Annotated in this window: 13 protein-coding genes and 1 pseudogene; 1 reads left to right on the top strand and 13 read right to left on the bottom strand. The window is 38.9% G+C overall.

Features of this window, described 5'->3' with window-relative positions:
• Positions 1-107: 107 nt before the first annotated feature.
• From namA to BN997_RS14195, 9 genes and pseudogenes are all read right to left on the bottom strand, one after another.
• Positions 108-1,117: pseudogene (gene namA, locus BN997_RS14235) on the bottom strand (NADPH dehydrogenase NamA).
• 88 nt (positions 1,118-1,205) lie between these two features.
• Positions 1,206-1,547 (bottom strand): SDR family oxidoreductase, encoded by a 342-nt coding sequence (locus BN997_RS23540; protein ID WP_256706299.1) that lies wholly within the window; start codon positions 1,545-1,547, stop codon positions 1,206-1,208.
• A gap of 150 nt (positions 1,548-1,697) precedes the next feature.
• Positions 1,698-2,750, bottom strand: a complete 1,053-nt coding sequence (locus tag BN997_RS14225) for a proline racemase family protein (protein ID WP_139089098.1) — start codon at positions 2,748-2,750, stop codon at positions 1,698-1,700.
• A gap of 54 nt (positions 2,751-2,804) precedes the next feature.
• Positions 2,805-3,902 (bottom strand): alcohol dehydrogenase family protein, encoded by a 1,098-nt coding sequence (locus BN997_RS14220; protein WP_042533258.1) that lies wholly within the window; start codon positions 3,900-3,902, stop codon positions 2,805-2,807.
• Positions 3,903-4,131: 229 nt separating this feature from the next.
• Positions 4,132-5,367, bottom strand: coding sequence for an NAD(P)/FAD-dependent oxidoreductase (locus BN997_RS14215; protein ID WP_042533256.1), 1,236 nt, complete (start codon positions 5,365-5,367; stop codon positions 4,132-4,134).
• A 75-nt stretch (positions 5,368-5,442) separates the two neighbouring features.
• Positions 5,443-5,802: a Rieske (2Fe-2S) protein gene (locus BN997_RS14210; protein WP_042533254.1), complete on the bottom strand. Its 360-nt coding sequence runs from the start codon at positions 5,800-5,802 to the stop codon at positions 5,443-5,445.
• A 108-nt stretch (positions 5,803-5,910) separates the two neighbouring features.
• The gene (locus BN997_RS14205) at positions 5,911-7,068 is read right to left on the bottom strand and encodes an aromatic ring-hydroxylating oxygenase subunit alpha (RefSeq protein ID WP_042533252.1); all 1,158 of its coding nucleotides are present in this window, start codon (positions 7,066-7,068) and stop codon (positions 5,911-5,913) included.
• A 34-nt stretch (positions 7,069-7,102) separates the two neighbouring features.
• Entirely contained in the window at positions 7,103-8,644 is a 1,542-nt protein-coding gene (pruA, locus tag BN997_RS14200; RefSeq protein WP_212928317.1) for an L-glutamate gamma-semialdehyde dehydrogenase, read from the bottom strand.
• Positions 8,645-8,669: 25 nt separating this feature from the next.
• On the bottom strand, positions 8,670-9,710 hold the full coding sequence (locus tag BN997_RS14195; protein ID WP_042533248.1) for an ornithine cyclodeaminase family protein: 1,041 nt from the start codon (positions 9,708-9,710) through the stop codon (positions 8,670-8,672).
• A 428-nt stretch (positions 9,711-10,138) separates the two neighbouring features.
• On the opposite strand from BN997_RS14195, the gene BN997_RS14190 reads away from it, so the two are divergent.
• Entirely contained in the window at positions 10,139-11,701 is a 1,563-nt protein-coding gene (locus BN997_RS14190) for a BCCT family transporter (protein WP_084612943.1), read from the top strand.
• 96 nt (positions 11,702-11,797) lie between these two features.
• Here the strand turns inward: BN997_RS14190 and BN997_RS14185 are convergent, their stop codons facing one another.
• From BN997_RS14185 to BN997_RS23355, 4 genes are all read right to left on the bottom strand, one after another.
• Positions 11,798-13,216, bottom strand: a complete 1,419-nt coding sequence (locus BN997_RS14185) for an MFS transporter (RefSeq protein WP_042533246.1) — start codon at positions 13,214-13,216, stop codon at positions 11,798-11,800.
• Between the two features lie 51 nt (positions 13,217-13,267).
• Positions 13,268-13,888 carry a nitrite reductase gene (locus BN997_RS14180; RefSeq protein WP_042533244.1) on the bottom strand — a complete coding sequence of 207 codons (621 nt, stop codon included), beginning with the start codon at positions 13,886-13,888 and terminating at the stop codon, positions 13,268-13,270.
• A 128-nt stretch (positions 13,889-14,016) separates the two neighbouring features.
• On the bottom strand, positions 14,017-14,295 hold the full coding sequence (locus tag BN997_RS14175) for a glutaredoxin family protein (RefSeq protein ID WP_042533242.1): 279 nt from the start codon (positions 14,293-14,295) through the stop codon (positions 14,017-14,019).
• A 36-nt stretch (positions 14,296-14,331) separates the two neighbouring features.
• Complete coding sequence (locus tag BN997_RS23355; protein WP_042533240.1) at positions 14,332-15,006, bottom strand: hypothetical protein; 675 nt, start codon at positions 15,004-15,006, stop codon at positions 14,332-14,334.
• Positions 15,007-15,010: the final 4 nt, after the last annotated feature.

The raw sequence follows: 15,010 nt of genomic DNA, 5'->3' as shown, positions 1-15,010 counted from the left end.
ACACGTGCATTTCGTTTTATGACAATATTTAATTCACTAAAGAATCCAACCAAATTATTACTCTTTTATAAAACTTGAAATATATCATATCACTCTCTTAATCTTTTTTATTTCCAGCCGCGATATTGAACCGGCGCCTCAATATCATACCCTAATTCATCGGCTGCCGCTTTTGCCCAATACGGATTCTTTAGTAAGGCTCTCCCGAGTACTACCACATCTGCTCGTTCATTTTGTAATATTTCTTCCGCTTGTATGCCATTTGTGATCAGTCCAACAGCACCAGTAGCAATCATTGTTTCTCGTTTAATTGCTTCACATCGCGGCACTTGATAACCGGGATACGGGTTGATTTCGGCTGGCACAACACCGCCGGAACTGCAATCAATAAGATCGACACCTTGTTTTTTCATTTCATTTGTGAAATAAATCATATTTTCCAAGGTATTCCCCTCTTATGGTACTCATCAGTAGAAATTCGTACGAATACAGGTCCGCTCCATTCTTTTTTTACTGCTTCTATAATTTCAGAAAGAAAACGGTAACGATTCTCCTGTGACCCGCCATATTGATCTGTTCATTTATTTGCTAACGGGGACAAAAATTGGTTGATTAAATATCCATGCGCTCCATGTATTTCCACGACATCAAAAGCTGCTTCCTTTGCACGCCGAGCTGCTTGTCTGAATGCTTCAACTGTTCGTTCGATATCTTCGGCGTCCATTCCAATAGGAACCTTACTTTTACTGTTAAAGCGAAACGAAGAAGGAGCGAAAATGTCAGAGTCTACTACTGCCTTTCTGCCTGCATGGGCTAACTGGATACCTGCTTTTGCTCCATATGCATGTATCTGTTCATTCAAATCCTTTAACCCTTCTACATGAATATCATCCCAAATTCCTAAATCCTCCACAGAAATACGCCCTTCTGGCTGAACTGCGGTTGCTTCCGTGATAATCAGTCCAACCTGACCGACTGCCCGACTCGCTAAATGTGTCAAGTGAAAGGGTGTGATGATTCCATCTTCTTTACATGAGTACATACACATCGGTGACATAACAATTCTATTCTTTATCTCCATGCCACGAAATGTTATTGGTGTGAATAATTTGGGCATATTCAGTCTTTTGCTCTCCTTTTTCAGTTTCTCATATCGATTAACTAAATGATTCATTTTGCAGGGGTTAAAATTGTACCCCCTGCATCTAGATATTTTTTAGCGCTTCTTTTATTTCTGTCTCACCTGTAACAAGGTCAAATGCACGGTGATATGTTTTTTCTTCATTTAAAGCTGCAACAGCAGTCTGTGCTACGTCTTCTCGCGGAATTGTATCTCTAACTACATAATCTGCTGCCTTAATTTTTCCTGTACCCGGTTCATTTAACAAACCGCCCGGGTGGAGAATCGTGTAATTCAAACCACTCGCTTGAAGGAACCTGTCCGCATAATGTTTTGCAACTGGGTTACAAAATGTTTTCCAATTTGACCATTTGCTCCTATTACAAGAACTTTCATGTAATACTCCCCGCCCTCTCTTTAAATTCAGTTTAAATATGAGGTTGTTTATGCCGGCCTTTGATTCATCCCTTATTATCTCTCCAGTAATACCAGAATTTATTATTCTTAGCTAACAGATCAAAATGAACTGGCTGTAATTATTTAATTAACCAAACACCATTCCCAATATTCCGAACATTCACCATAAATCTCCTACGGTATATCCTTCTGTGAATGGATCCGTTTCATCTAAAATATACTTTGTAAATCCATAAATCCATGCTTGCCCGCCTACTTTTATGCGGATAGCATCCCTTTCCCCAACTTTTGAGGTTCCCGAAATATTTCCTTCAAAAATAATACCAATCAGCCCTTCATTTCTCCATCTGTCGCCTACTTTTAATTCTCCCTTGGCGTATTTAACAGCTATTAGGGCAGAAGTTCCAGTCCCGCATGCACATCTATCCAGAGCACCAGTCCATGTACTTTCGTCATTAAAATCAATCTCACCGGTATACATCGTATTTACAATTGTAGAATCAGCATCTGGATTATCTGTCGGCCCGTGCATTATGGAAATCGTAATCCCAATACCTGGATAATCCGGATGTTCAGGGACTTCAAGCTGTTCCTTTGCTGCTTGTGTACAAAGAGCAGAAATTCTTGTTATTTCTTTCCCTTGATCCGGTACAAGCTCAAGCCAATCAAATTGTCTGCTATTTATAATGCAATAATACATTCCGCCCCAGGCCACATCGACTTTTACTTTACCAAGGGTAGGAACATCAATCTCTGCATCGATATGGACCGCATAAGATGCCACATTATCAAAATAAACCTGCGTTACTTTACCATCTTTACAATCTGCTGTAATAGGAATGACTCCTGCAGGTGCTTCAAGAGCAAACTTTGTTACAGGCTCCTGCATTGGTATCATACCAGTTTCCAAAAGTGCTGTCGCAACACTTATTGTATTACCGCCTGACATCATAGGATATTCCAGCTGTTCCATTATAATATATCCCGCAGCTGCATCAGGATGCTTGGCAGGCACAATAAGGTTACAACAAATAGGCGGGTATCCTCTGGGCTCCCTAAGCATCAATTTTCTCAGCTGATCATCATTTTTTTCAAGCCAAAGCGCTTGCTCATATACTGATTTTCCCGGAATTGTCGGAATCCCTGACGTAACAACCCTCATAGGTAATCCGGCATGCACTTCTATCGCATCAAACGATCTTTTAATTCTCACAGGAAATCCCCCCTATAGACAGCTTTTTCATTCTTAATTATTAATCGCGTGTAACTATTTCGCAGTAACATCGATTACAAATTTACCAGCTAGTGTTTTAGACAAGAAAGCTTTTTGAGCTTCTACAATATCTTTTAATGGAAATTCTTTTGCTATGGCTGGTTTGATTTTCCCTTCTTCAATATAACGAATCAGATTCTGGAAGGCTTCTTTTGTTTGATAGGTACTACCAAACAAACTTAAATCTTTTAAATAAAGATCCCGAACATCAAGCTCTACAAGCGGCCCGCCAATTGCTCCAATAACGCCGTATTTTCCGCCTTTCTTCAAAACTTCTAAAAGCTCCGGCCACATCTTTCCGGCAGCTACGTCTAAAACGACATCCACCTTCATTTTTCCAATTTTTTCAACGTAGCTGTCCCCTCGATAGATTATTTCATCAGCGCCGTAGCTTTTAACTCTTTCTACTTTATCACTGCCGCAAACAGCAATAACCTTCGCACCTCTTACTTTCACTAACTGTACGAGTGCAGCGCCAACGCCCCCTGAAGCACCAGTTACCAGAACGACATCATCTTTTTCGACTCCCACTCTGGAAATAAGGTTTTCAGCGGTTCCATATGAACAAGGAAAAGTGGCAAGTTCCTTATCAGATAAACTGGAATTGATTACAAAAGCTTCTTCTGCCAGTACAGTTGCATATTCGGCAAAAGCACCATCACATTCTGAACCAAATGTAATTGATTCTAAACCATTTTCACTTGTTTCTCTTTGTTGAACGGAACGTATTAGTATTCTTTCGCCAAGTCTGTCTTGACTGACACCTTCTCCGACAGCTACTATAATGCCGCAGCCATCTGCTCCCTGAATCCTCGGGAACTCCATCGCCTTCCCGAGCCATGAACCATCATCTGTTACTTCTTCCTTGAATCCTGATGCTCCGCCTTCATTCGTTTCTGATTTTACACTTTTTGAATACCACCCTATACGCGTGTTCACATCTGTATTATTTACAGCTGCTCCGCCAATTTTCACCAGTACTTCTCCTGCTTTTGGAGTTGGTACATCAATATCTGTACGGTATTCTAACTTTTCAAACCCGCCATTTCCTGTTAAATATACTCCACGCATTTTTTTTGGTATTGTATTCATCGTTTCTCTCCTTTTAAAACATTTCACTATGCCAGCTAGTATTAATCTAAATTAAAAAACATTCTAAATACTTGGATGACAAAATTTCATCCAACGTATTTCTTTTCAATTCTGAGGAATAATATAAATAATATTACTCCATATTTTCTACATTTTAGGAAGTTGTTTTTTGAAATTTATTATTCCTCAGAGCTGCTTTTTAATTTCACCTTTATGAAGAAGGATAACCTTAATCCACCTCTACATACATACACTCTTTCAATTTTATATCCGTATTAGGTAATAGCTCTGGAACTACAGGCTTCTGCTGGTTAATTAATCTGCGCACTGCCAAAGCATTTTTGGGTTGATTTACGAGTAAAGCCGCCTCGATTACATTACTTTTATTTAGATAAAAATAGCTAAATTCCTTATCTTCTACATTTCCCCGTAACACTGTCGTTTCCCAATTTTTCGTATGTCCAAAATATTGTAACCGGTAATCGTATTGATCGGACCAAAAATATGGAACGGTAGAATAAGAGGTTTGCTCTCCTCCCAGCATATTTTTCGCAACACATTTACCATGATTGATTGCATGGTCCCAATGTTCTATGTGAATGTTATTTCCTAAAAATGGCCACATCGCGCAATCCCCGGCAGCATATACATTTGGTAATGATGTCTCACCAAATTCATTAACGATATAACCACGGTCAATCTGTAATTCTTTATCAAGCAATGCTGTATTTGGAATAACTCCGACACCTACAATGACTGCCTGGCATGGAATGGTTTTCCCTTTCTCTGTCAGAACTTCTTCAACCTGTGTCTCTCCATTAAATTGTACAACGGTATCTTCCATAATAGCTTCTACGCCTTCAGCTTGATGCATTTGAAGGAAATATTCTCCCATTTCGTCACCTAGAATGTGAGCTAAAGGGAGTGGTGCACGCTCCAACAAAGTTACTTCTTTACCCAGCTTTTTGAATGAAGATGCAAGCTCTGCTCCAATAAAACCTGCTCCAACAATAGCAATCTGTTGAATATCATCCAAATTCCCTCTTATTGCTTTTGCATCAGACAATGTCTTCAAATAGTGAACACCTTCCAGATCAGATCCTTGTATCGGCAACCTTCTTAAGCTGGAACCTGTCGTTAATAAAAGCTTATCCCAGTTTATTGTTTCTCCATCTGATAAAACGGCGCTTTGCTTCTCTGAATCAATCAAAACGATTTCAACACCAAGCTTCAAATCGATTTGCAGCTCTTCAAGATTTTCTTGCGTATGCAAAGCGATATCCGTTTCTGTGGATTCACCCAGCATAAATTCCTTTGAAAGCGGCGGGCGGTCATACGGCAGCTCTGTATCTCGGTCAATTAACACAATTCGGCCTTCATACTCCTCATTACGCAGCGCTTCGGCTGCATGTATTCCTGCTATACCAGCTCCGATAATCATAATCGTTTCAGCAGAATTAGTCATCTTTCATCCTCTCCAATCTTCTTTAAAACGGAATATATTTTACATTTCTGTATCATATTAAATTATTTCGCTTCATCATTCTCCATATATATCCAAAGCTTTTATCCATATCGAGCCGTCTTGTTCCATTACGTCATAGACAGACAATGGCGTAACAGCTGGCCCCTCTAATACAGAGCCGTCGCGAATGTCAAAACAAGCAAAGTGAAGCGGGCAATATAAACAATGGTCCTCTAGTTCCCCATCCACCATTTCTGAATAGGCATGCGAACAAATGCCATCTACCGCATACACGGAACCGTCTACTCTTGCCAGAACTACGGTTTCTTTTCCAAGAAATATATCAATCATTTCCCCTTCTTTAACTGAATCACTTGCTGCTGCAAAGGTATACTTATTTTCCTCTAACGGAAGGTTTTCTGTCTGATTTGTCATTTTTTTATCTCCCTCCTCGATAGCTTCTCAAAACGAAAACAGTGTTTTTGGAAGAAGGGATATAATGATGTTAAAATCGTCTCCCACCACTATATCCCTACCTATCGTTTAGTTCTTTTCCATTTCGTCCTGCACGTACTTCTTAAAATTGGCAACTCGCCAGTCAATTGGCGTCAGCGTGCCGCCATCTTTATATGATCTGGATTCATTTCCTTGCTGTGCAAGTGCGCAAGCCTCCCAATCCTCTTGACAGGTTACATCCCAGAATTCAACTGCATCATCGATATATGCGTCATCTTTTTCTAAAACATCCGGGTCAAACAACCAGTATCCTTTCACCACAGATTCATCTGCTTTAATCGGGAAGATTGCCGCAATAAATACATAGTCAGAAGCCATGCAGATATAAGAATGCGGGAAAATATGCAAATAAGCAATTTTACGCTGATCCTCTTCACTTAATCCAGGGAATACAGGCCGGTAAGCTTTCCCGTCTACATTCACGCGCTCAAATCCAGGATTTAATCCCATAGATCCAACGTGTTTGATAACCTTTGTTTCCGGCACCTCTTCATCAACCCATTGTCTAGGCTGCATTGGCGGAGTTGCTTTGCTTAATTCCGGATGAATCGTGCCGCAATGATAGCATTCCTCTGCGTTATCCATTAACAATTTCCAATTTGCTTTTACATTATAGGTTCCTGTTTTACCAATTTTCAGTCTGTGCATTTGGTATTGCTCATAAATAGACCAGGATTCTGGCAAATTAAAACTCTCTTTTAGTGAAGGAGCTTCTGAATCCGCATTGATCCAAATAAATCCATCCCATGTTTCTGTTCTTATGCTAACCAGGGAATGCTCACTTCTATCAAAGCCTTCATCTTCATCCGAAATATTTGGCGCTTTTGTCAATTCACCAGTATCCCCACTATACATCCAGCTATGATAAGGGCAGATGATTCTCCCTCTAGGGAAGTTTCCTGCCTCTGTCGTACACAAGCGGGAACCGCGATGGCGGCAGACATTATAGTACGTATTAATTTCGCCATCTGAACCGCGGGTAACAATAAAATTCTCATGTGCAATCTGAACTGTCTTATAATCGCCGCTGTTCGGGATTTCTTCTTCTCTTCCTGCAAGCAGCCATGTCTTAAACCATATTTTCTCTAACTCTTCATGAAAGTGATTCGGATCATAATAATCACTCCCTGGAGACGTAGGCTCAAACTTTGCGTAACTTGGAAAACCGCCTTCAATTGATTTCATACTATTAACCTCCCATTTTAAATAGATTTATAAGTTAAAAATTTTCAGCAATTGTTTTTGCTTGCACAAAATGCAATAAATACTCTAAAGTTCCTGTTTTCTCCCCAGTACCGGACATATAATAACCGCCAAATGGCTGGATTCCTACTAATGCTCCTGTACATTTACCGTTTAAAAATAAATTTCCGCATTCCATTTTTCTTCGAGCATAGGAGATTTGTTCACGATTGTTCGTATATAAAGCTCCTGTCAATCCAAACTGAGTATCATTATATACATCGATTCCTTCTTCAACACTCGATGCTTTGCATATAGCCAGAACCGGCCCAAAAATTTCCTCTTTCATTATCCTTGATCCTGGAGCGACATCTTTGAAAATGGTTGGCGTAATATAATACCCTTCCGTATTATCACTGTTGCCGCCAAAAGCCAGTTTTCCTTCTTCTTTCCCAATTTCTATATATTCGTTGATATTTTTAAACGCTTTATCATCAATCACAGGACCAATTGGATTATTTTCAGTACCTGGGCCGACATGAAGTTTTTTCGTACGTTCAACAATTTTATCAACCATTTCATTGTAAACGCTCTCATGAATGATAGCTCTGGAGCCCGCAGAACACTTTTGTCCTTGGTAACCAAATGCCGATGTTACAATTCCATCTGCAGCAGCGTCTAAATCTGCTGATTCATCTACAACAATACCGTTCTTTCCGCCCATTTCAGCAACAACCCGCTTTACCCAGCGTTGATTTGGTATTCTTTTATGAGCCAATTCATCGATGTGCAGACCTGCTTCCATGGAACCGGTAAACGAAATAAAATTGATATCTCTGTGTGTTACTAAATCGTCCCCTATTTCTCTGGAGGAACCTGGAATATAATTAATAACTCCATCAGGAACACCTGCTTCATGCATGATTTCCATAAATTTAGCTGCTACGATTGGAGTCAAGGAAGCTGGCTTCAATAGTACAGTATTGCCGGTAACGATGGCGGACACAGTCATTCCCGTAACAATTGCCAACGGGAAATTCCAAGGAGAAATGACAGCTCCAACCCCAAGCGGCTTATATTCAAGATGGTTTTCAATCCCCGGTATGGTAACCAGATTTTCTCCCTGTTCAAGCTCGATGGCTTTACGAGCATACATTTCCAGAAAATCAATTGCCTCGTTAATTTCTCCATCAGCTTCCGCCCAATTTTTACCTGCTTCATATATTTGCCAGGCAACCAATTCCGGTTTGCGCCGCTCCATAATTTTAGCTGCTTTGAATAAATAACGGGCCCTTTCCAGGAAAGTTATAGCGCCCCAGCCTTCATGTGCTTTTTTGGCAGCAGTTATTGCTTCTTCAATATCTTCTTTACCAGCTTGGCTAACATAACCGATCACTTCATGATGGGAAGCCGGATTATAAGAAGCCAGTTTGTTTTCTTTTGAAACTTCTTTTCCTCCAATAATCAGAGGATATTCCTTGCCAAATTCTGTTCTTACATATTCTAAATTTTTATTTAATGCTTCTCGATTTTCAGATTTTCCCCAATCTGTCGGCATATCGTTTTTAAATGGTGTGATAGGCAATAAAGACACCTCCTAAAGATTAATACATTGCAGGCTCAGACCATAATTTCACTGGAGTACCTAATCCGCGCTCTTTCGCATTTTGATAAATCTGATAGCTGTTTGCTGTATCTGTTGCGCAAATACCCAGTGTTACAAAGAAGATGCTGTCATCGTCATTTTCCCGAATAACTTTATCTCCTTTAATTACCTGACCTAATTCAATAATATCGTCCTGAGCTAATTTACCAGCTTTTGTAAGTTCAGATAAAGGATATTTATCATCTTTTAAACGGAGCTTATAATCCATGCAATATTTATTAAATCCTTCTAAAATAGCTTCGTTTTTATGATCCCACATCGACACTCCAGAGTGGAAAGATCCTTTTTTAATCCATTCTTTCGGAATATATTCATTTCCTAAGTTGACGTTTGTTGCTGTATATACAATATCAGATTGCGCTACCGCCTGTTCTACATCTTTACAGATTTCAAAATTATAGCCTAAATGCTTCCATCTATCAGCGAATTGTTTTGCGCGATCCTCATTCATGTCATATAGTCGTACGGTTTTAATATTTTTCATTACTTTGCTTGTTGCCTCGATATGAGCATTTTGAATAACACCGCATCCTACTAATCCAAGTACTTCCGAGTCTGGACGGGCACAATACTTCGCTCCTAGAGCACTGGAAGCCCCTGTACGTAAAGCGCTTACAATAGTATCATCCATAACCGCAAATGGATATCCTGTATCTTCATTATAAAGAATAATCATTCCATTTGATCTTGGTGTCTGTCTTTCTACCGGGTTCAAAGGATTACTCGGGATACCTTTAACAGCAGCAACACGCATTTCTTCTGAACGGATCAAAGCAGCGTGTACACCAATTCTTTTACCTGAGTAGTTTCCTTCTTCCCATAACAGGTGTAATAATTCTGGTTCAACCACTTTATCTTCTGCCAACCATAAATTTACTTTTTCTACATATTCCAGAATCATATCCATATCTTTTGCGCCGCTTTCAATACATTCCTCTTGAGACAACCATAAAACGTCTACTTCTTTAGAATTACTCATTAAACAAACACTTCCTTTTTTTTATTTTTTAGTTAACTTTCATTTAAGTAAAGATATTTCGTTCTTTTGGTTAATGTTCTATGCTATTTCTCATAAATCCCTTCTTTCAGATAATCAAGTTCGAAAAGTTAATTACGGTTATATTATAATCATGATTATAATATAACCGTAATTATTAATAAATGCAATACTTTATTTATTAAAAATTTATAAAAAATTATTTGTATTCAATCATGATTATGATATAATCTTGATTGTGTAAGCGATTCCAATTATATCTATTAATTACATTTAAGTCTAGTATTTGTTTTTTAAGGAAGTGATTTTAAACTTATAACTACTACTAAAATTTGTTAAAATTACCATAAGACGAGCTGGGATAATTTGTCGGATTACTTTAGGGAGTATTGAAACTGGGAGGAGATTTTTTGTTTAAGGAAAATAGCGTTCTTAGTATATCTTTAATATTAAGTATTTTGTTTGTAATCATCGGGGTTGCTTTTAATGATTGGCTAGGGCAGAAAGCATCTGTATTTTTGAATTTTACAGTCACTTATTTCAACTGGTTTTATTTACTTGTAGGCACTATATTTGTAGGGTTTTGTCTTTTTCTAATGTTTTCGAAATATGGAAAGACACGGTTAGGAAAAGACACTGATAAGCCTGCTTATAGTACGTTGTCATGGATTTCCATGCTGTTCAGTGCAGGCATGGGGGTTGGTTTGGTGTTTTGGGCAGTTGCTGAACCAGTTTCACATTATATAACACCTCCAACTGGAGAAGGTGCAACAGCAGAAGCTGCCACCGAAGCAATGAAAGCCACCTTTTTTCATTGGGGGATGCACCCTTGGGCATTATTCGGAACTGTAGCTTTAGGTTTAGCTTATTTTCATTTTCGAAAAGGGCTTCCACCTTCCATAAGTTCTATTTTTTATCCGTTGTTGGGGAATCGGATTTATGAAACTCCTGGCAAAATAATTGATATTGTTTCTGTATTTATCACTGCAGTTGGTGTAGCTAGTACATTTGGATTAAGTACTTTACAAATTAACAATGGAATGAATGCTCAATGGGGAGTGCCCATTACATTCCCTATTCAAATGCTTATCATCGGATTTGCTACTTTGTTATTTATTATTTCCTCGTGGTCAGGATTAAATCGGGGATTGAAATATTTATCTTACTTCAACATAGTACTTTTAGCTTTTGTTGTGTCTATCATACTTATCCTAGGGCCTACCAGACAAATCTTTGAAATACTGATCTCCACTACAGGAAGTTATGTAGGAAGTATACTGCCTACGAGTCTTCGGATGGAACCTTTTAATAGTGAAGGAAGCAATTGGATAGGCACATGGACGGTGTTCTACTGGGCCTGGTGGACCACATGGTCTCCTTTTGTAGGCTCATTTGTGGCCAGAATTTCGAAGGGAAGAACCATTAAGGAATTTGTTTTGGGCGTATTATTAGTACCCTCCTTGATATCCTTTATCTGGTTTTCAGTTCTCGGAGGCAGTGCTATTCATTTAATTCATGATTTAGGCAACAGCCAATTAGCGGAAACGATAAACGCAAATGTAGACGGAGCTTTGTTTGCTTTTCTAAGTGAATTCTCACTGGGCAACTTTTTAAGCATATTGGCTCTCTTGCTAATTTTTATTTTCTTTATCACCTCAGCAGATTCCGCTACATTTGTATTAGGGATGCTGAGCAGCAATGGTAAACCAAATCCGTCAAGAAATCTTAAAATAACATGGGGACTAATCACTGCAGGGTCTGCTGTCGTTTTCCTATTAGCCGGCGGACTGGAAGCAGTCAGAACAATAGCTATCGTCATAGCCACCCCATTTACCATTATTACTGTTTTTATTTGCTGGGCAGTGCTGAAAGAGTTAAGAAATGAAGATAAAATTAGACACTCTAAAATCGCAAATAAAAAATATAAAGTGGCTCGATATAGTGATTACAATTATAAATCCCGCGCTAAATAAGTGTACAAGTTATACAGAGAACATTTAGGATCAACATTGTAAAAAAAAGATTCCATCTATCAAAATATGATAGATGGAATCTTTTTGTGTTCACCATTATTTTTTGGATTGAATAAACAACAACGCCAACACAGCTCCAACGAAAGCAAACATACCTGCCCAGAAGAAGCCTTGCTGGAAACCTTCATTCAGAGCAACGACTGAATCAGCAACGTCACTCGCTCTGGTTGCTGCACCGGCAATCGCAACCATAATTGATAGACCAATGGCAGAGCCGATTTGGAAGTTCGTATTGTATAAACCGGAAGCAAGCCCTGATTTTTTGGGCTCTACTTCTGATACAGACGCTGTTGTAGAAGCTAAATAAGCAAGTGCATTTCCAAGCACTGCAACAAATGAAGGGATTAATACACTTATAAAGTAAGTGCCATCCACTGTTGCAAATTGTGAAAATAAAATATTACCCAATCCGAGAATCACAAAACCTGTAGCCATCGTCATTTTTATACCTAACTTAGCCAACACCTTTTCAGCTACGACGATCATGAAGAATGCCATAAATAATGGCACAGGCAATACTGCCATTGCGCCGGCTGTCGGAGAGTACTGTAACACTTGCTGCAGATAAAGAATCAACATATATATTAACGGGAACCATGCTGCCTGTGTTAAAAAGACACCGATATTACCAATACCTAAGTCAGGTGTTTTAAATATATTAAGTGGTAGTAGCGCTTCTTTCATCTTGGATTCTACAAGAAGGAAAATCAGAAACAGAACAACACCTGCAATAAGCGAAATCATAACATTGCTTGATGTCCAGCCGCTGTGTTCCGCTGATACAATGCCATAAACAAGCAACATCAGAGATGCTGTGACTAGAACAGCTCCGACATAATCAATACGTCCTTTCAATCGTTGACCAGATTTTTGTAATAGTTTAGGACTGAAAATCAAAACGATAATGCTCAATGGTACATAGATGAACAATGTCCAGCGCCAGCCGAGTGTCCCAGTTAAAAGTCCGCCAAATACAATTCCGAATGCCCCGCCTGCTGCCCCCGATAAGCCCCAAAAAGCAAGTGCTTTTGCTTTTTCAGCCGAGCTGAAACTAAACAGCCGCATAACCATAGATAGAGCTGAAGGGGCAATTAAAGCGGAACCCAAGCCTTGAATTCCACGGAATATATTTAGACTTAGCTCGCTCCAGGCTAAACCAGCAAATAAAGATGAAACTGCCAAAATTAGAACACCCAAGCTAAAAATACGGCGATTGCCATATAGATCGGCTAATTTACCTCCTAATAACAGGAAGCCTCCAAATATGAGCAGAAATGCACTCATTACCCATTGTAAGCTTTCTTGCGTATAACCGAGTGTTTTCTGAATGGACGGTAAAGCAATTTGGATAATAGACGCATCCATGATTACAAGGAAGTTCGCAAAACATAAGAGAAACAGTGCTTTCCACCGTTTAGGATCTAGTTGTGAGATGGTATTTGTATGTGTAGACATCGTTGTATTACCTCCAATAGTGCATGTACCTAATCATCATAAAGATGCTATTTATATATTTATCAATTGATCTTTCCCGATTCTTCTCCAGAATTTAAAGAAAGGCTCTCTTTTCTTGCCAAGCTGTGAATAATTTTCAATAATTCTCTCTACAATTTCGTATAGCTCTTCCGGCTCCAGGTCCTCTTTCAGAAGCATCCCCACTTCTGCATCAAAGCCCTTGCCCTTTCCACCTACATATAAATTGTACTGATCCTTGAATTTCATAACGCCTATATCGCTGACCATTGGTTCTCCACAGCCAATCGGACAGCCTGTATAAGCCATTTTTAATGTGAAAGGAACCTGTTTGCCGGCAAATCGTTTATTAAGTTCTTTTGCTACAGGCATCCCTTCTCTTTCTTCCCCTTTACAGAAATTGCAGGTTCTCAAGCTCTTAACGTAATTTCCCACTGGATAACAAGCCAATCCGGCACTTTCAAATTCCTTTATAATTTCTTCTTTATCACTTTCCGGTATTTCGATATAAAGCTGTTGAAAAGTGGTTAATTCCAGCTCTTCATTTTCATCCATATATTTAGAGATGGTCAGCAGCTGGTTGGCATTTAATTTTGATCCGAATCCGATACCTCCATTGACGGCGATTTTAATCTTTTTTCCATCACTCTCCATATAAACTCCCCCCTCTTTATACTTTTTCATCATTTTTATACAATACATTGGTAAGGTATTTTTAATGACAGAAAAGAAATGGACTCCATAAAGAAATAAAATCTCTTTACGGAATCCATTTCTTTCTCTTAGCTGACTTCTAACAGCTTTTTGATTTCTTCTTTATTTTGCTCAAACCCGGTCATGCTTTTCGCTTTTTTCCTTAAACCCAGCATAGACGATCGAGAAAAAACAATACCGGGAACGATTCTATTTCCTGTTATCTTTTTTAATTCCTTCTCTTTTTCGGGCTGTTTCGCTAAGTCATATTGTTTATGCGGGATTTGATGTTCTTCCAAAAAGTTTTTCAAATCCTGGCAATCTGAGCAAGTTGGTCTAGTATAAATCTCCAAATGATATGCAGTCATTTGCAAAATTACCTCCTCCAAATATGATGACATTAATTATTTACTTACTTCAATATTGAATGAATAAGTGTGTACCTTATTACCGAATTCAAATTCTGCCCAAATTTTATACATTCCCTGCTTTGGAAAATGAGCATGGAATGTGGTTGTGTCGTCAGAATCTGGATGAACATGGATATATTGTTCTGCTGCTTCATCTACAATGACTACATGCCCTAAAGCACCTAAATGCGGTTCAGGAGTTTCTCCATGCATATTAAAATCTAAGGGTACTGCTTTTCCGGTCTCTGCTTTGACGTCATCTAACGTAACGGTTTTACCATCTACTTCTTTTGTCCAATCATCATCAGGGTTTAAGGCAGCTTTTCCTGTTTCCTCCGTTCCTACTTGCACAGGACTTGGAGCTACTTGATATGCTTTTTCCTTTGGTGTAATATCAACAAAGGCTTTGTACGTACCATCCTTTAAAGGCTGGTTAATGGTATAATGACCTTCCTGCTCTTTTTCCGGATGCAAATGATAATACTGCTCTAAATCATTCGATACCATAATAAAATGCATTTCTTTTTCATGTGCTAAAGCCAGTTCCGGCGCTTTTCCGGCATTATCCTCTAAGGCGATAGATATTTTTCCGTCCTTATACGTTACATCTACTTTTACCTCTGATTCACCTGAATGATTATGGTGGTGATGGTGATGACTATGATCCATATTT

Origin of the sequence: Oceanobacillus oncorhynchi (assembly GCF_000821065.1) — a bacterium.
GTDB classification, from domain to species: Bacteria; Bacillota; Bacilli; order Bacillales; family Amphibacillaceae; genus Oceanobacillus; species Oceanobacillus oncorhynchi.
This window is presented reverse-complemented; position numbering and strand designations above follow the sequence as displayed.